Source organism: Cupriavidus sp. FW305-F7, assembly GCF_058782875.1.
Map to the genome: position 1 here is coordinate 68,873 of NZ_JBYSYC010000039.1, position 16,579 is coordinate 85,451.

A 16,579-nucleotide genomic window follows, 5' to 3' on the forward strand; every position below is an offset into this window, starting at 1 on the left:
CGTGAACCCCGCACCCATCGGCGTCTTCGATTCCGGCCTCGGCGGCCTGTCCGTGCTGCGCGAGATCCGCGCGCTGCTGCCCCATGAATCGCTGCTGTACCTGGCGGATTCAAAATACGCGCCCTATGGCGAGAAGCCCGAGGCCTTTGTCGAGGCGCGCACGCTGCAGGCCTGCGAATGGCTGCTCGGCCAGGGTTGCAAGGCGCTGGTGATCGCCTGCAATACCGCCACCATGCATGCGGTGCAGGCGCTGCGCGAGCGGCTGACGGTGCCGATCATCGGCGTCGAGCCGGGCCTGAAGCCCGCCGCCGCGGCCAGCCGCAGCAAGGTCGTAGGCGTGCTGGCCACCGCCAATACGCTCAAGAGCGCCAAGTTCGCACGGCTGCTGGCATCGCTGGAAGGCGAAAGCCACTTCCTGTGCGAGGCGGGCCTGGGACTGGTGTCGCTGATCGAGCAAGGCGAGACCGACGGCCCGGCCGTGCGCCAGCGCCTGGACGCCTACCTGACGCCCATGCTGGAGGCCGGCGCCGACACGCTGGTGCTGGGCTGCACCCACTACCCTTTTCTCTCCCGCACGATCCGGGCGATGGTTGGCGACCAGCTGGCACTGGTCGACACCGGCAGCGCCATTGCGCGCCAGCTGGCGCGCAAGCTGGCCGAACACAAGCTCGCCGCCGCGCCAGATGGCACCCCTCACGACCGCTTTGCCTCCACCAAGGACGCCGCGCACCTGCGTGCGATGGCAGCCACGCTGCTGCAGGTGGAAGCGGATGCGGAAACGGTGGTGATCGAGCCGGCGCCGGCGCTCTGACCGGCGCCCTTAGAACCCATTTCATAATGAAGAAGGGGCGCATGCGTCCCCTTCTTCATTATGAAATGGGTTCTTACTGCAGGAAGCCCAGTGGCCGGTGCTCCCGCACCTCGGGCTTGATCGCGTGTTCCTGGCGCAGCTGTGCCAGGAACTCATCCGGCGTCAGCGCCTCGCCCAACAGCACGCACTGGCGCTTGACCGTGGCGAAGTCGCCCGGCGTCAGGCAATCCATCATATCCAGCTCACGGCGCATGCTGTCGGTCAGGCCGGCGGCGTCGCCGTCAAGCGCCTCGTCGACAAACATCGCCACGCGCTGCGCGGGCTTGAGGGCCAGGAAGCGGATCTTGAACGAGAAGCGGCGCAGCGCGGCCTCGTCGATGCGATCGAACAGGTTGGTGGTGCAGATAAAGATGCCGTTGAAGCGCTCCATGCCCTGCAGCATCTCGTTGACCTCGGAGATCTCATAGTTGCGCACCGCCTGCTGGCGGCTCTGCATGAAGCTGTCGGCCTCGTCCAGCAGCAGCACCGCCCCATCCTCTTCGGCGCGCGCAAACATGGCGGCGATCTGCTGCTCGGTCTCGCCCACATATTTGCTCATCAGGTCGGAGGCGCGGCGGATCATCAGCGGCAGGTCCAGCTCGGCCGCGATATGCTCGGCCAGCGCGGTCTTGCCGGTGCCGGGCGGGCCGTAGAAGCACAGCGTGCCGCGCTGGCGCACGCGCAGCGCGTCGACGATCTTGACCACCTCGTAGCGGGTTTCCAGGTGCAGGTTTTCCAGCCGGTAGTGCGTGACCACCGGCCGCGCCTCGGCCTCGGGGCGCAGCCCCATGGCGCGGTCGGCGTGTTCCAGCTGGCGCAGGATCAGCGCTTCCACCGGCTCTTCCACGTCGGGCCGCGCCAGCTCGACGAAGCGCGCGGCCGACTGCACCTGTGCCGGCGTCAGCGTCTTGCGCCCGGCCAGCCCGGTGATAAAGGCGTCGCTGACATCCAGCCCGCCCAGGTGCTTGCGGATGATGTTCTCGCGCACCAGTGGCGGCGGAATCTTCAACTCCAGGTGGAACTGGAAGCGGCGCAGGTAAGCGGGGTCGATCTGGCGGATCGAATTGGAGATCCAGATCACCGGCACCGGGTTCTGCTCGAGCGTCTGGTTGACCCAGGCCTTGCCGTTCACCGAGGCGCGCGTGTCTTCCTGGCCGAACAGGCTCATCAGCTCGCGCGCGCTGCCGGGGAAGACGTCTTCCACCTCATCGAACAGCAGCGCGGTATGGGCACGCCCGCGCAGGAAGGCCTGCGACACCTGCAGCGAGCGGTAGCGGTCCTTGCCCGACAGGCTGTTGCCGTCGCGGTCCAGGCAATCGACTTCGTACAGCTCGCAGCCCGCCTCGCGCGCGAGCAGCCGCGCAAACTCAGTCTTGCCGGTACCGGGCGGGCCATAGATCAGCACGTTGACGCCGCTGGCGTGCTGGCGCGTGGCATTGCTCAGCAGCGCGCACAGGTAGCGCGCGTCGGTCTCGACATGGGGATAGTCGGCAGTGGTCAGCGTGGGCGGCGCGGCCGGGCGGGTGAAGACCGCCATCATCTCGGCCTCATTGGCGTAATTGCCCAGCAGCACGTGCAGCAGCCGATCGGACAGCCGCATCAGGTCGCCCAGGTCGGTCACGCTGTTTTCCGGCAGCGGCTGCTCGATCAGGTTCAGCGTCTCCAGCCGCGAGCCGGGCCGCAGCGAGGCGGCCACGTCGGCCGCGCCGGCGCCGGTCAGCCCGGCCAGGATCTGGAACGCTTCCTGGCTGTGCGCCACCTTGCAGTCGACCATCACCGCGCGCAGGTCGCGCTTGTACTTGGCCAGCGCCGCGTACAGCAGCAGCTTGCGCTCGTGCTCGGGCAGGTCCAGCACACGGCTGAGCATGTCGATATTGCGCACCAGCAGCACGCGCTCGCCTTCCAGCCGCTGGGCGATGGCCGCGGCCGACGCGTCGAACACGGCGAACATGTCCTTGGCGTGGTGCTTGACGTACTCGTCCAGGTAATAGAACAGCGCGCTTTCATCGAACGCACTGTTCCACTGGCCGTGGCGGTCCAGGAATTCCTCAGGGGTCAGGCGGGCGGTGCCCTTCCAGGCGGGCATGTCGGCGCAGCGCGCGGCCAGGAAGCGCTGCACGCGCAGCACCACGCCGTACGGCCAAACCATCTCCTGCGCGCTGACGGTCAGGACATCGTTGATATTGCTGCGCAGGTTGAAGCGCGGGCCCAGTGCGCAGACCACGCGCAGGGCAAACTGGGCGCACATCCAGTCCAATGCTGAGCTGGACGATGTGCCAGGCATGGAGCGCAGAATCGTCGATCGGTCATCTTCAGCAAAACGTGTGAAGTCCATGGACGGGTCCCCGAGCGCGCTGTGCGCGATGGCGGGGCCGCGACCGGCGCACCGCCACGTCTGCAGTTTCTTCCTATGCTAGCGCGCTTTGGTGCCAACCGCGCATCCCCGTGCGCAACGGGCGCCGGCGATTGTGGCCTGGGGCACCGAAGCGCAGCCAAGTGCCAGAGCGCGCCAGCGCGCGTGCACCACTGCATCACCTCCCGAAATGCTGCCTGGACTTGCCGGTATAACGTGCCGGGGCAGAAAATTCCAGTTGCGACGCACAAATCACAACAAATAAGAATCATTATCGTTTATACTGGCCAGCTGACACGCTGCCCCAGAGTGGCGCTCCCACGGCAACCCAGTTGAAGGAGCGTTTATCATGGAATTGCTGCTTAGCCTGCTGGTCGGTTGCGGCATCTCGCTAATCCTGTTTTATCGCAAGTGACGGCGCACAGCGCCGCTGCGGTGCCACCGCTGGCAGACTTTTGTTGTTGACACATGTTCGACCAACGCTTCCTCAAGATTACGCTCGCCGTACTGCTGTTCCACGTCGGCCTGCTCTACCTGATCCAAAGCGGCCTGGGCCGCAAGCTGACCGAGGCGGTGATCTCGCCGGAAATCGTCGCGCGCATCATCCCGCTGGAGCCTCCCAAGCAGGAAGCCCCGCCGGAGCCGCCCAAACCCAAGCCCAAGCAGGAAACCCCGCCCAAACAGGTGAGGGTGACCACGCCCAAGCCCACCCCGCCGCAGCCCAAGCCAACCCCGCAGCCGGTAGCCAGCCTGCCGCCGACGCCGAACGCGCCCGAGGCCCCGCCCGCGCCGCCGGCACCCCCAGCACCGGCCGCTGAGCCCGCCCCGGCACCGGTATCCGCCGCGCCGCGCGCAGTCGGCATCGGCGAAATCCAGTGCACGCCGCCGCAACCGAAGTATCCTTCCCAGTCACGCCGCATGGGCGAGACCGGCAAGGCCGTGGTGCGCCTGACCACCGACGAAAGCGGCAAGGTCGTGAAGACTTCCGTCGTATCCTCGAGCGGTTCGTCGCGCCTGGACCAGGCCGCCGTGGAAGCCGTGCAGTCCATGCGCTGCAAGCCTTACCTGGACAACGGCCGCGCCGTCGCCGTCACGGCCCAGCAGCCGATCGGCTTCGAACTGAACTGACCGCCCCAGATTTCCGATCTCTGATCTGACTTAAACCAAGCGAACTCACCAGGAACCAACACATGCAGGACCTCGGACTCTCCCACCTCTGGACGCAAGGCGACTTCGTCATGCGTGCGACCGCGATCATTCTGCTGATCATGTCGCTCGCCTCATGGATCGTGATCCTTACCAAGGCGTGGGATCTGGTGCGCCTGAAGAAGATGGCGCACGGCGCGGAAAAGCGCTTCTGGCACTCGGACGATTTCGACCACGCGCTCGAAACCCTGGGCGCCAGCGATGCCAACCCGTTCCGCACGCTGGCCATCGCCGGCAAGGAAGCCGCCCAGCACCATCGCGCCAGCCAGCCGCAGCTGCACGACGTGATGGACATCTCCGACTGGCTGACCCGTTCGCTCAAGAGCTCCATCGATGATTCGGTGGCGCACATGCAGTCGGGTCTGGCAGTGCTGGCCTCGGTGGGCTCGACCGCACCGTTCGTCGGCCTGTTCGGCACCGTGTGGGGCATCTACCACGCGCTGATCGGCATCGGCGCCTCGGGCGTGCCGACCATCGACAAGGTTGCCGGCCCCGTGGGCGAGGCGCTGATCATGACCGCCTTTGGCCTGGCCGTGGCGATTCCCGCCGTGCTGGGCTATAACGCCCTTACCCGCGGCAACAAGTCGGTGATCTCGAAGCTCAACCGCTTTGCCCACGACCTGCACGCCTACTTCGTCACCGGCGCGCGCGTGCGCCCCACCGGCGCCCGCACCGAAGACGGCACCGTGCGCCTGGCCGCGGCACAGCGCTAAACCGCTAGCAAGGAAGTCATCATGGCATTCGGTACTCTCGACAGCGACGACGACGAGGTGATGAGCGAGATCAACATGACGCCACTGGTCGACGTCATGCTGGTGCTGCTGATTATCTTCATCATCACCATCCCCGTGATCAACCACGCGGTGAAGATCGACCTGCCGCGCGCCACCAACACCCCGAACGACCCGAAGCCGCAGAGCATCAACGTCTCGATCGACGCCAGTGGCAAGGTCTTCTGGAACCAGGTGGAAGTGGACCAGGCCACGCTGGAAAGCAATATCGCGCTGGCCGCGCAGCAGCAGCCGCAGCCTGAGCTGCACCTGCGCGCGGACCGCGAGGTGCGCTACGAGCGCGTGGCCGAGGTCATGGCCGCCGCGCAGCACGGCGGCCTGGGCAAGATCGGCTTTATCACCGAACCCAAGCAGTAGGCGGGCGCCACCAGGCGCTCCGGAACGGCAAAGGGCACCTCAGGGTGCCCTTTGCCGTTGATGCCGCCGATTCGTGCGACCAGCCTGCGCTGCGTCGTCGCCGCGGCCCCTTCCCCGCCGCTCATGGTCGTTCCGCGAATCTTAGTCGGAAGCTATTGTAATGATAACGATTCTTATTTAATATCTTTCCATCGACTGCGCCATGACCGGCGCGCCCTTTTTGCAGAACGGAGCCAGAAGATGAGCACACTTTCCCTGCCGCTGTCGCAACCGCGTGAAGTCACCCGCCGCCGGCTGTCGCTGCGCCGCGTCGAGGTCGCCGCGCAACCGCGCCGCGAGGCCAGCGCGAAGGCAGCACCGTCGACCATCGCATCCGTGAAGTCCGCGGTAGCGGCCCTGCCCGCCCGGCTGGAGGCACTGGTGCGCGACAGCCTGTCGCCGGCACCTGCCGGCGAGCCGGTGGCCCTGGACGCCATCATGCACGGCGCCAGCACCCTGCCGATCCTGCACAACGGCGAGGTCTACACGCTGCGCGTCACGCGCTACGGCAAGCTGATCCTGACGAAATGACGCGGCCCTGGGGCGCGATACCGCAAGGTTGAAGCCAGAGGGAAGCGATCGAGACCCGCGTTGGGCGCGGGTGCCACGTACGTGGCAGTAAAAACTCTTGTGGGGACCACCTCGGAACGAGGTGTTGGGGCAGTAGCCAGGTACTGGTGTCGCGGGCGGGATTCAGACCCCACGCCGGACCGACCGTACCCAGCCATGCCCTCTTTTATGCCGCCCCGCAGGCCATGCCTGCGGGGCATTTTCATGTGCCGGCACAGTGGCCGGCGCAAGGGCTTTACAGGCCCAGTGCAGCGATGCCGGCACGCGCGATCTGCGCGTCTTCGGTCGACTTCACGCCCGACACGCCCACGGCACCGACCACCTGATCGTTGCAGACGATGGGCACGCCGCCCTCCAGCATGCCTTGCAGCACCGGCGCCGTCATGAACGAGTAGCGGCCGTTGTTGATCATGTCTTCGTAGACCTTCGACTCACGACGGCCCAGCGACGAGGTACGGGCCTTCTCGCCGGCAATGTAGGCCGAGATCGGAGCGGCACCATCCAGGCGCTGCATCGCCAGCATATGGCCGCCATCGTCCACCACGACGATCGACACGGCCCATTGATGATTCTTCGCCTCGGTTTCCGCTGCGGCCATGATCTTCTTCACGTCGTCTGCCGTCAGAACCGTCTTTTGCTGCATGCCACTCTCCTGGTCATTCATTTGGTTGAGGCCGAAGTATAGCGCCGCGCCCCGGCCATCGTCATGACAGGCGCCCCGTTGCGGTGCGCCGGGGCACGGGCAAAAACAAGAATGGCCCGCGTTCAGCGGGCCATTCATCATGCACGGACAACAGCGATTCAGGCGCCGTCTGTGAACGGATCCGGCTTGCCCATGCGTGCGCCGTCGGTAAACGGATCGGGCTTGCCGATGCGCGCGCCATCGGTGAACGGATCGGGCTTGCCGAGGCGGGCACCGTCGGTGAACGGATCCACCTTGCCTATCTTGGCACCATCGGTGTATGGGTCCGTCTTGCCGACCCTGGAGCCGTCCAGGTATGGATCGACCTTGCCGACGGAGGCAAATGCGGAGGTGGAAAGCGCGCCCAGCGCGGCCAGCGCTGCGACGGCAGCAACGGCTTGTGTGATCTTCATGGATATTCCCCTTGCTATTCTTTGGTTGGCGGAGGCACCGTGCAGCACTTTGGGGCGCCGTCATCACGATGTCACGATAACAGTTTAGGGGGAAACCCTTACATCGATAGAGGCGATGCTTTGAGCAGTCTGTTCAAATAATTTGACTACTCTGAGCAAGGGGGCGAATTTCCGGGAACTGGCTCCAGCGCCTCATGTCGCAGTGCGGCAGGAAAAAGGAAGGGGCCCCCGGAGGGCCCCTTCTCTTTCAAAAAGCTTGCGTAGATCGAACGACGATCAGTCGTCGCGCCAACGGCCGTGACCATGACCATGGCCACGATAGTATCCCGGCGGGCCATAGTAGCCGCGGTGGCCGCCGTAATAACGCGGCGGGCCGTAGTAGCCAGGACCGTAGTAGACCGGACGCGGGCGTACCACCACCGGGGGCGGGCCGTAGTAGACCGGCGCAGGCGCCACCACGACAGGCGGCGGTGCATAGTAAGCCGGGGCCGGCGGATAGTAGGCCGGCGCGCCAACCACCACGCCCGGCACCCCAATTGCCACGCCGACGCTCACATGGGCCATTGCTGCCCCGGACGCAAGCCCGGCTGCGACACCGAATGCTGCGAGCCACCAACGTTTCATATCCGCCTCTCAAAGTGAGATTTCTCTTACTCCGTATTGTAGGGCTTCGGAATTTTCCAGGTGCAACGGCGAGGTCGACATTGTTACCAGCCGTAACAGTGGCGTCACATTTTTCGCGCTTGCATCCGGGATGCGGAGCCACCACAATACCGGGCTTGCCGTGCGGCCGTGGAGAAATTGGTAGACTCAGCAGACTTAAAATCTGCCGCCTTTCCAGGCTTACGGGTTCGAGTCCCGTCGGCCGCACCAGTAAAATCAACGAGTTACAGCTGGGTGGCCGCTCTTCCCTAGTACGATACGGACGTTTTGCTGCAATTTTGCTGCAATCCGCTCCGCTCCACCACGCTTATGCGCCTGTCATTTCTTCACTACGAAAGGACAGGCAACATGGCAACCATCAAGCAGCGGGGCCCCTCCCAGTTCCAGGCCACCGTGCGGCGCAAGGGCTACCCGAGCCAAACCAAGACGTTCGAGACCAGGGCAGCAGCCAGGGCCTGGGCCGCCGATGTGGAAGCGGAGATGCGACGCGATGTCTTCATTGACCGTTCCGAAGCCGAGCGCACCACGCTACGGGAACTGCTCGAGCGCTATCTCTTTGAAGTGACGCCCACGAAGCGAAGCTGCAAGGTGGAAGTCAAGCGCCTCAAACAACTCCTTCGCCACCCAATGGCTTTGCGAACCCTCGCCAGCCTGCGCAGTGTTGACTTCGCCAAGTTTCGCGACGAACGTCTCAAGGCCGTGTCCGCTGACACGGTCCGACTCGACCTTGCCCTGCTCTCCGCAATCTTCAACACCGCCAGGAAGGATTGGTCCATCGCGGTCGACAACCCGATAACCCTCCTGCGCAAGCCCCAGCCCAGCCGAGGCCGTGCGCGGCGCCTGGAAGGCAACGAAGAGGCGCGCCTGCTCGCAGTGGCAGACCCGGAACTCCGGCTTTGCATTGTCCTGGCTGTTGAGACTGGCATGCGGCAGAGCAGCATTGCAGAATTGACGTGGGACCAGGTCGACTTGCGGGACCAGGTCATTTATCTGGACAGAACGAAGAACGGCGACGCCCTAGCGGTCCCGCTCTCGGCAGCCGCCGAGGCCGTGCTGTTCGTGCTTCCCCGCCCTCTCCACGGTGGCCGCGTTACCGCTTTCCGCGACGGCGCAGCGCTGGGAAGAAAATTCCGTCGCGCGTGCGCGAAGGCCGGCATTGCGAATCTTCGCTTCCACGACTTGCGGCATGAGGCGGCATCGCGCGTCGCCCCATACATGCCGGCCACAACGCTCGCAAAGGTCTTGGGATGGAAAAGCATCACCATGGCGATGCGATACTACAACCCCACCGCCAACGAACTGGTAGATGCCCGGCGCAAGGCCGAGACACAAGCGGCTACAGCGTAAGTCGCACGGAGGCCACGCGCCTAACCTAATTTCGCCCAGCGTTAGTCAGGCGGCGAGAAGGTCATTGGGCGGCGCGTGGCTGACCGTGCAAAGAATCTGAAAGGAAGGAACTCCGCCAGTTGCGGCCCAAGCCGCGGACCCACTCCGGTTGGCGACGACTGGGAGTTCTAGTCGGACAGCAGTGGCACCTGAACCCGCTCCGTCTGGGACCCGCAAATCAAAGCCTCTCATTCTGCGTGACCTAACTCCGGCACTTTGTCCTCGCTGGCAAGCGCCGGCATGGGGGCGGGTGCATGCGCCTCGCAGGTCGCGATGATGCGGCACGCCAGCTCCTCTGCCGACGCGCAGCGGTAGGATGCGAACCGGTCCGCGCTGCTCGCCGCCTTGCTCGCCCGGATGACCCACTTCCCGGATATGTCCCGCGCCAGAACCGGTATCTGGGACATCGGGATGAACCACGTCACTTCGAAACCCGAAAGGGCTTCGTCACATAGCGCAGCAACTAGATAGGCCCGGCGAGCTTCATTGAAGGTGGTCTGCCTAAGTTCGAAATGGGCCAAGTTACCACGCTCCTTGGTTCCTGGCTTGTACAGGGTAACGGTCCGGCACTTCAGTTGGATGGCGACAGCGTTGCCGCTCTCCTTGTCGAAGAACAAGACATCAATGCCGTCGTCATCCGCGAGCGGCTGAAATGGGGAAAGCCGGCCGTCGCTCGCCTTCATGACCGCATTGACGAGCAGGTTCTCCCCGATGGCACCAATTTGTGTAGAAGACAGAGGCATGTGTCGAACGCTTTTGTAATGCCGTGCCCATTGTCAGTTCATTCCGGTGTGCTTGCCAAGCGGCACGCCCTACTTTAGCGGTCCTCACCACATTCTCTACACCCGCGGCTTCTTCGCCTGCGCCTGCAGCAGCTCCAATTCCACTGCGCCGTCCTGCTCCTCGGCCAAGTATTTGCGCAAGATGTGTTAGACCATCAATCGCAGCCTCGCACGCACCCCCTACGCCGCCGGTCGTCGTTTCAACTCCGGGAATAAAACCAGGAACGCCTTGTCGAAGTTGCGTCGCAGAGCCGGCCAGACTCGGCATGCAAGTGTTTTCCCGGCACACCCCACCGGCCGTGAGCGTACTCGTTCCGGAATCCTCTAGCCTTGTGGGCGCGTTCAAACCAGCCGCTCAGTTGCTTTTGCCCCTCATCATGTGCACCCGACCAAGCGGAGCCCACCAGCTGCTCCAGGACTCTCAGTCGCTCTTCCAGTTTTGGGGTTCTCGGCTTTAGCAGCGTACGAATCCTAGAGTCGTCGTCGTGTGCCCAATAGCGAAGCTGCAAGCCTACATTGAAGTCGAGTCTGGCAATTGCATGGACGAGCCGACCAAGCAAGAGATGAAACGCATTCTCAAAGTCGGCCTCCGCAATCTGACGCCCTGCATCTACTCGTTTAGGCGAGACCATCAGAGTTCTACCTCGAGCCTAACGTGTATGAGTCGCTTTAGACATGGCGTCCGGAGCAATTGACGCCCTACTCTTCAGCGATGAGGAACCGATTCGGATTCTTCCCGAGCCATGCCGGTGCTCGGCCGCGGCCCGACCAAGTCTTGCCAGTCCTCGTGTCGCGATACTTGGGCGGCTGGGGTTCCTTCGCAGTCTTCGGCGCTCTGCTACCAGCGGGCCGGCCACGACGACGCTTACCAACGATGTCGTCCACAGACAGGCCATACTCATTCATCAGGGCGCGGATTTTCTCGATGACGCCTGCGATTTCGGAGGCTCGCATTTCCGCGAGTTTGGCTTCCAGGGCGTCCTTCTGGGCGAGCAGTTGCTTGTACGTTGCCATGCGTTCTCCGGTTGAGGGGGCATTGTAATAATAGCGTGATTCTTCTCCATGCCAAGCGTTCCGCGCAGATGCCGGGGAATGGCATAATTCTCTCGAACAATCAATTCGGAATGACCTCGCCACCGCCCTTCGCGCTGGCACAGCAAGAGAACGCTTAGATGACCATAGTCGATTCCTTGAATTTCCGTGACTGGAGTGGGAAGGAACGGGAAGTGAATTTCCTTTCGTCCAGAATAGATTCCTCTCGAAACTTCGAAGTCACAGTTGTCACGGGGCAAAACGGTTCTTACAAAAGCACGTTGCTTCGGGCACTGGTCGGTGCGCTTACCGTTCCCGGCAACGCCGATTCACTGCGTCTGCGAGACGAGCCCGCATTTCCACACCACATCATCTGTTCATCAGGGTCAGTTGCGGACCGCTTCCCATCAAAGGAAACGCCTGGAGGTCGGAGTTCTGAGTTTGACGTACCCCAGTACTCCTATCTAGGGCAGCGTGTTGGCACAAACCTGCTTAGCAAGAAGAGACCTCTCGAAACGCTACTTACCTTCGCTCTTGCGCTTGAGAAGGCTCACCGATTCGAATGGAAGTTCTTTGAGAAGGCACATCGATTTGCTGGAATTCTGCCGGACGTAGAGTTCGAAATCGGGTACAAGAGAAACAAGGAGAGATTGCCGAAAGACATACTCGGCAGTGTTCAGGCGATAGCGAGTCAGGACCCTTCGCCTCTCCACACGAACCCGAAGCATGGTCTTCCGAACACCTCCCCTGCCACAGCGACCTGGTTGCTGGATGAGTTTCATTACGACGAGTTCAACGAGCTGCAACAGCTTTTGAACAGCTCGGGGAAAAAAAAGCGGCAGTTGAGGTGGAATGTCAGCGGTGCACAATGCGACTCCGCTTCCAACGCAGCCATTCGACTCGGTCTGTTACTGGACCTTTGGAGCCTTTTCGATGCTAAGGTTCGCTCGAGCACAAACGCGTCTAGATTCTCTGCTTACGACCTGAGCTCGGGCGAATACCACATGTACACAAGCATTCTTGGATTGGGCTTCGGCATTAACGAGATGTCCGTGGTTCTGCTTGATGAGCCCGAAAACAGTCTCCATCCCCAGTGGCAACGTGAGTTCATGGAGACGGTGTATGAGCTCTGCGACGAGACACTTCGGCACGGGCATCTTATAGTTTGCACCCATTCTCCATTAATTGTCGGTACGGCTTTGGAGAGCAGTACAGTAGTCGACTTGACCGGCGAAGCTCCGGTGGTTGAGCGAGCGCCTTTTGGCGCATCTTCAGATGAAGTACTTCTAACTCAGTTCGGCGTCGGTTCGAGTCGCAATCGCATCGTAGTTGACACTGTTCAGCGCGCCGTCTCTATCGTTGAGAGAAACGGCTTTGAACACCCGGACTTTCTGGCGATGACGGAAGCCCTTTCGAACATCCGGTCCACTTTGCGCTCCGATGACCCGATGGTAGATATTCTCAATGCCCTGCTAGATGAGGGCACTGCTCAATGAACATTGGATTTGAGAGGATTGACCCCACCCCGTCCTACCCAGCCGGAACGAGCGCCGCCAGCCTTGCGGGACGCCTATGGTCAGACAATGTCGTAGTAGTAAATAGCTTTAAGGAAGCTATAAAGAAGGCCTTACGAGATGCGCAGTTGGGGAGATGCGCATTCTGTCGGAGAGTACTCTTTGACGACTACGCAACCCACATCGAACACTTCGTTGAAAAGGCGGAGCATCCTGAGTACACCTTTGCAATTGGCAATCTCTCAGTTTGTTGTGGCACGTGCAACGGGCAGAAGAACGCTACAAATCTGCGATTCGTCGCAGCGATGAAGAAGCGGGCGAAACGTCCCGGCGCTGCACCCCAAAACCTTCGCTGCCGCACGCTCGCGACCAATCCTGTGGCTAACTCGTCACTCCCCCTGAACTCTGGAGACTATCGCTGGGTCCATCCGCATGTCGACAAGTATTCTTTGCACATCAAAATTGAAAAAGGGTGGGTGTTCGTCGGGAATTCTCCCAAAGGTATCAGGACTATCCGAGGAGTAAACCTTAACGCCCTCTATAGAATCGAACAGCGAGCGCTGTTCGAGCGGCTGACCACGCGCGGAGGAAGGCTTTCTATGCTAGTGGGTGCCATTGGGGCGCTTAATGAACACCGAGCAAGCGAAGTTGCGGCGGCTGTAGCAAAGGTTTTGCGAAGGCGCAAACCTTAGCCAGGTTGCTGGTGGTGCAGAGCGGCTTTTAAGTTCCCCAGAACCGTACCAATACTTGGGCACCGCTCTGATACCAGGTCTTCCCTGCCCTCAGGTTAAAAACGTCCCAAGTGCAAGATTCGCAGCGTTAGTCTGTAGGTTCATCGTTCCTCCCGCGTCGTTGCTCTCGCAAGGCTTCATAGGTTTCCTTTAGCAAGCCGGACCCGCGTTCTGCATAGGCATTGCATATCCACTCGGCGTCTTCAATTTCGCCCGCCTGCGCCAACTCGGTTACGCACTGAACTACATCCTTCTTCTGGTAGTCGGGTAGAAAGCCGGAGATAGCTGCACGGAATATGACCGCGACCTCCTTTGGGTACTTGCTCGCGAGTCCAGCCAGCCGCTCTATTAGAATCGGTCCGTGATGCTTTAGCTGTACATGAGGCGCTGCCTCCGCCCACATATCAACGAAAGGCATATTAAGGTCGTCGATGAATACGGCAAGTTGGCTGAGCGCCGACTGAAGCTCTGGTATTACTCGACCGCTTTGCGCGACTCGCTCAGAGATATGCTTCCAGAATTTGAGTATGCGTGGCGCGTGCGGTGAAGAGCCGTTTTTTTCCCTAAGGGTCCAGAAGAACCAGCATAGGTGCGATAGCTCCTTGACCTTAAGCTCAGCAACGAGTTCGCAAAGCAAACCGTCGCTTGTGATTTCCTCCTGGCCCTCCAGATACGCCAGCGCCAAGAACTGCAAAGCTCTATCGGCTACCTGGTTCGGCAGTCCTTCGGTGTAAACCATTTTCCTCAAGTGGCCGCCGCTAACTAGCTTTTCGAATAGCCATCGGTAAAGGTACCTCTGATATGAGAACCCTTGGGCCGCACATCTCCAAGCGACATCGCTAGACAACGAGAACAGCCGGTCGAAGTTGCCTTCCGTCCATTCGGCATTCAGATAGTGCAGGTTCACGCAGTACAAACCGCATAGCGTTGCAAAATCCGCGTTCAGACCGGCTTCACTAGTCGTGAGCTCAGACTCGAGAAGCGGAGAAACTGCGGCCCAGCATGTTTCGGGAAGCAGACCATCGGCCAGTTCCTGACGTCGCAGTGCAAGGGCTACCTGAATTAGCGCTTCTAGCGTACGGCCTCTCGGCGAATTCATCGCCCGCGAAACGGCGTCTCTTGATTCCTTCGCTTCTTGTGGAGCCGTAGCGGAGAGCACAAGCTTGATAACTTCGAAGGCCTCTCGACAAAGCTCGGGCGGGAGCTGGCGTTCGGGACGGGACCCCGCCTTAAGAAGGTCGGCAATGTCGCCTATGACCCAAAGTATCGATGGCTCCCATCCCTCTTTTCGGTCGCTGTCCAAATCCTTATTGAACGACGCAGAGGACGCGATGGAATGAACCAGCGCCAACGTCGACAGCCAATCAATCTCTCGCTTGTCGTCTGACCAACGCTCTATCAGTCCTCTTAGCAGACCATGCTGGTATGGGCGCGCTAGGTCCGCAAAAAGATGGATTCGGTTAGCAAATCCATCTTCACTGGCCCGTACTGCGCCGGTGATTGCTGCCGCGAGGCCGCGATACGTTGACCCGTCCCACGCACTGGGGTCCGGCACAAAGTCAGCAAGAAATTGTGTCAGCGCTTTGTCTGACATTCCGACCAATGCATCAGACGTCACGGGACTGCGGTCGCCGACCCATCCACCTGACGTGTAGGAATGAAAGTCGGGATGGTCGCGCACTGGGCCCCAACGTGCGACCAAAGCCTTGTACTTTGCGTCAAGCTCCGAATCCCCCAGGCCGATGGCGGCGTGTAGTATGTCTCGACGATTGCTCTCATCCCATTCCTCCTGGCGCGACTGGTCCGCCCAGTCCCCTCTAACACTGTCTACAAATTGTAGGAATTGGGATTTCTCGGTCGCAGAGAACTCGGTGAACGTTTTTTTTATGAACCAGAAGAGCTCGTGCCAATAGCTAAGGTTGAGGAACCATTCTGGCTTAGCATGCTTCCAGAAAACGGCGCGAACATCTACGTAGCGTTCGCCGCAGACGAAGATGCCTACGCGCACCAGCGTCGAGTATGGCGAACCCAGAAGGGTGTCCACAGTGCTGACGGCCTCTTCAGCATTAGCGCTTGTCGCCCCCAAAGCTGCATCACGTAGAGCATCAACCAGCACCGCCCGGAATTCGTCCTTGTTGGCGTCCTGCTCGTGCTCCTCAATTGCAGAGCGCCAGATATACGAAAACCGGTCTTCATCGGGGGTACCGACGCACTCAATGTAGCGCTGAGCGAGCATCACAACTGCAGCAGTCCCGCAGCGCATCCCAAGCTTCCTTGCAGATGGCCTTAGAACTTCTGCAAGATGATAGGTATCTAGAACTCCTGCCATGTCGCTCACAGTGACTCCTTCGAACGTCGCAACATTGTCAGTGCGTCAACCAAAGCCAACGCCATCTCGCCGTGAACAGGGTCGGGACTATCTAGTAAGCGATTCAGCAGCTTTTCACCCAGTTCCTGCCCCACTACATTTGCCTCGACGGCCTCTGCTAACCACGCCCGCGCCATATCAATGTCATTCGCAGTGATTGCGTCAAGCGGTAACTGGGAGAAGATAGTAGCCAACGACCACCAGGTTCTCCAGTTGTTCAATCCCCGCTCTTTCGAATCGGAGGTGATGCTGCGAACGATTTCGGCCGTGCGCTTTGCTTGGTCACCACTGATTGCCGCAGAAATGTGCTCAAGGTAACGCAGTGCGGGCCATCCCTCCGCCTGATAAAGATTGCCCCGCTCACTTTCGAGCACCTTCACTTTCGGGTTATGGGCAACATTGAAGAAGCCGGCGACGTCAAGCTCGTCGAACCAGACCAAGTCTTTCAGGGAATTAACGAAATAGGGCGCAAGTTCGGGACGCTTCTGCACAAGACGTACCGCCGACTCCCGATTGACTGCAGTTGGTGTCGCAACATATCTGTCGATGTGAGCCTGCAAGTCCAAAAGGGTAGGGTCACGAACGTCAAGCTCAGGACTCCAGGCCTTAAACACTTCCACTAGCTCCAGGTAACCTTTGGAGTCGATACAGTAGGGAAGAACGCGAACGCCGCACTGGTGTCTAAAAAACTGCTCAATGAATCGTGTTTGAACCAACTCAGTCGAACGATAGGCATACAGAAGATAGTGGCGCGGCTCGGCCTTACCGAGCCTGTCAGATTTCTTGTGTGTTGAGGTCATGAGACGATATCGAAAGAAACGCCCTTATGACCGAAACAACAA

General features: G+C 60.8%; 15 protein-coding genes and 1 tRNA gene. 8 read left to right on the forward strand and 8 right to left on the reverse strand.

The window, feature by feature from the left end; all coding sequences use genetic code 11:
• The first annotated feature begins 1 nt into the window (after position 1).
• Complete coding sequence (gene murI, locus AC3WL8_RS29510) at positions 2-811, forward strand: glutamate racemase (protein ID WP_211979954.1); 810 nt, start codon at positions 2-4, stop codon at positions 809-811.
• A 73-nt stretch (positions 812-884) separates the two neighbouring features.
• Here the strand turns inward: murI and AC3WL8_RS29515 are convergent, their stop codons facing one another.
• A complete protein-coding gene (locus AC3WL8_RS29515) occupies positions 885-3,185 on the reverse strand; it encodes an AAA family ATPase (protein ID WP_013957341.1) in 2,301 nt (766 codons plus the stop codon).
• Between the two features lie 486 nt (positions 3,186-3,671).
• Between AC3WL8_RS29515 and AC3WL8_RS29520 the strand changes: the two genes are divergently transcribed.
• The 4 genes from AC3WL8_RS29520 (at position 3,672) to AC3WL8_RS29535 (ending at position 6,127) form a co-directional block, all read left to right on the forward strand.
• Positions 3,672-4,331, forward strand: coding sequence for an energy transducer TonB (locus AC3WL8_RS29520; protein ID WP_013957342.1), 660 nt, complete (start codon positions 3,672-3,674; stop codon positions 4,329-4,331).
• A gap of 62 nt (positions 4,332-4,393) precedes the next feature.
• Positions 4,394-5,122: a MotA/TolQ/ExbB proton channel family protein gene (locus tag AC3WL8_RS29525; protein WP_013957343.1), complete on the forward strand. Its 729-nt coding sequence runs from the start codon at positions 4,394-4,396 to the stop codon at positions 5,120-5,122.
• 21 nt (positions 5,123-5,143) lie between these two features.
• Positions 5,144-5,557, forward strand: a complete 414-nt coding sequence (locus AC3WL8_RS29530) for an ExbD/TolR family protein (RefSeq protein ID WP_013957344.1) — start codon at positions 5,144-5,146, stop codon at positions 5,555-5,557.
• 240 nt (positions 5,558-5,797) lie between these two features.
• Positions 5,798-6,127 carry a hemin uptake protein HemP gene (locus tag AC3WL8_RS29535; RefSeq protein WP_211979955.1) on the forward strand — a complete coding sequence of 110 codons (330 nt, stop codon included), beginning with the start codon at positions 5,798-5,800 and terminating at the stop codon, positions 6,125-6,127.
• 274 nt (positions 6,128-6,401) lie between these two features.
• On the opposite strand, the gene AC3WL8_RS29540 is transcribed toward AC3WL8_RS29535, so the two are convergent.
• From AC3WL8_RS29540 to AC3WL8_RS29550, 3 genes are all read right to left on the reverse strand, one after another.
• Complete coding sequence (locus tag AC3WL8_RS29540; RefSeq protein WP_041228012.1) at positions 6,402-6,809, reverse strand: heme-binding protein; 408 nt, start codon at positions 6,807-6,809, stop codon at positions 6,402-6,404.
• Between the two features lie 158 nt (positions 6,810-6,967).
• The gene (locus tag AC3WL8_RS29545) at positions 6,968-7,261 is read right to left on the reverse strand and encodes a hypothetical protein (protein ID WP_492379412.1); all 294 of its coding nucleotides are present in this window, start codon (positions 7,259-7,261) and stop codon (positions 6,968-6,970) included.
• 276 nt (positions 7,262-7,537) lie between these two features.
• Positions 7,538-7,885: a hypothetical protein gene (locus AC3WL8_RS29550; protein WP_013957348.1), complete on the reverse strand. Its 348-nt coding sequence runs from the start codon at positions 7,883-7,885 to the stop codon at positions 7,538-7,540.
• Between the two features lie 162 nt (positions 7,886-8,047).
• Between AC3WL8_RS29550 and AC3WL8_RS29555 the strand changes: the two genes are divergently transcribed.
• Positions 8,048-8,134: transfer RNA gene (locus AC3WL8_RS29555), tRNA-Leu, on the forward strand.
• A gap of 138 nt (positions 8,135-8,272) precedes the next feature.
• Positions 8,273-9,271 (forward strand): site-specific integrase, encoded by a 999-nt coding sequence (locus AC3WL8_RS29560; protein ID WP_492379413.1) that lies wholly within the window; start codon positions 8,273-8,275, stop codon positions 9,269-9,271.
• A 227-nt stretch (positions 9,272-9,498) separates the two neighbouring features.
• Here the strand turns inward: AC3WL8_RS29560 and AC3WL8_RS29565 are convergent, their stop codons facing one another.
• Together AC3WL8_RS29565 and AC3WL8_RS29570 are read right to left on the reverse strand one after the other, a co-directional pair.
• Positions 9,499-10,053, reverse strand: coding sequence for a hypothetical protein (locus AC3WL8_RS29565; RefSeq protein ID WP_492379414.1), 555 nt, complete (start codon positions 10,051-10,053; stop codon positions 9,499-9,501).
• 738 nt (positions 10,054-10,791) lie between these two features.
• Positions 10,792-11,106 carry an H-NS histone family protein gene (locus AC3WL8_RS29570; protein ID WP_492379415.1) on the reverse strand — a complete coding sequence of 105 codons (315 nt, stop codon included), beginning with the start codon at positions 11,104-11,106 and terminating at the stop codon, positions 10,792-10,794.
• 158 nt (positions 11,107-11,264) lie between these two features.
• On the opposite strand from AC3WL8_RS29570, the gene AC3WL8_RS29575 reads away from it, so the two are divergent.
• Positions 11,265-12,620 carry an ATP-binding protein gene (locus AC3WL8_RS29575; protein ID WP_492379416.1) on the forward strand — a complete coding sequence of 452 codons (1,356 nt, stop codon included), beginning with the start codon at positions 11,265-11,267 and terminating at the stop codon, positions 12,618-12,620.
• Between the two features lie 837 nt (positions 12,621-13,457).
• On the opposite strand, the gene AC3WL8_RS29580 is transcribed toward AC3WL8_RS29575, so the two are convergent.
• Together AC3WL8_RS29580 and AC3WL8_RS29585 are read right to left on the reverse strand one after the other, a co-directional pair.
• Entirely contained in the window at positions 13,458-15,707 is a 2,250-nt protein-coding gene (locus tag AC3WL8_RS29580) for a hypothetical protein (protein ID WP_492379417.1), read from the reverse strand.
• Positions 15,704-16,537 (reverse strand): hypothetical protein, encoded by an 834-nt coding sequence (locus AC3WL8_RS29585; protein ID WP_492379418.1) that lies wholly within the window; start codon positions 16,535-16,537, stop codon positions 15,704-15,706. The genes AC3WL8_RS29580 and AC3WL8_RS29585 overlap by 4 nt, the downstream gene beginning before the upstream one ends.
• Positions 16,538-16,579: the final 42 nt, after the last annotated feature.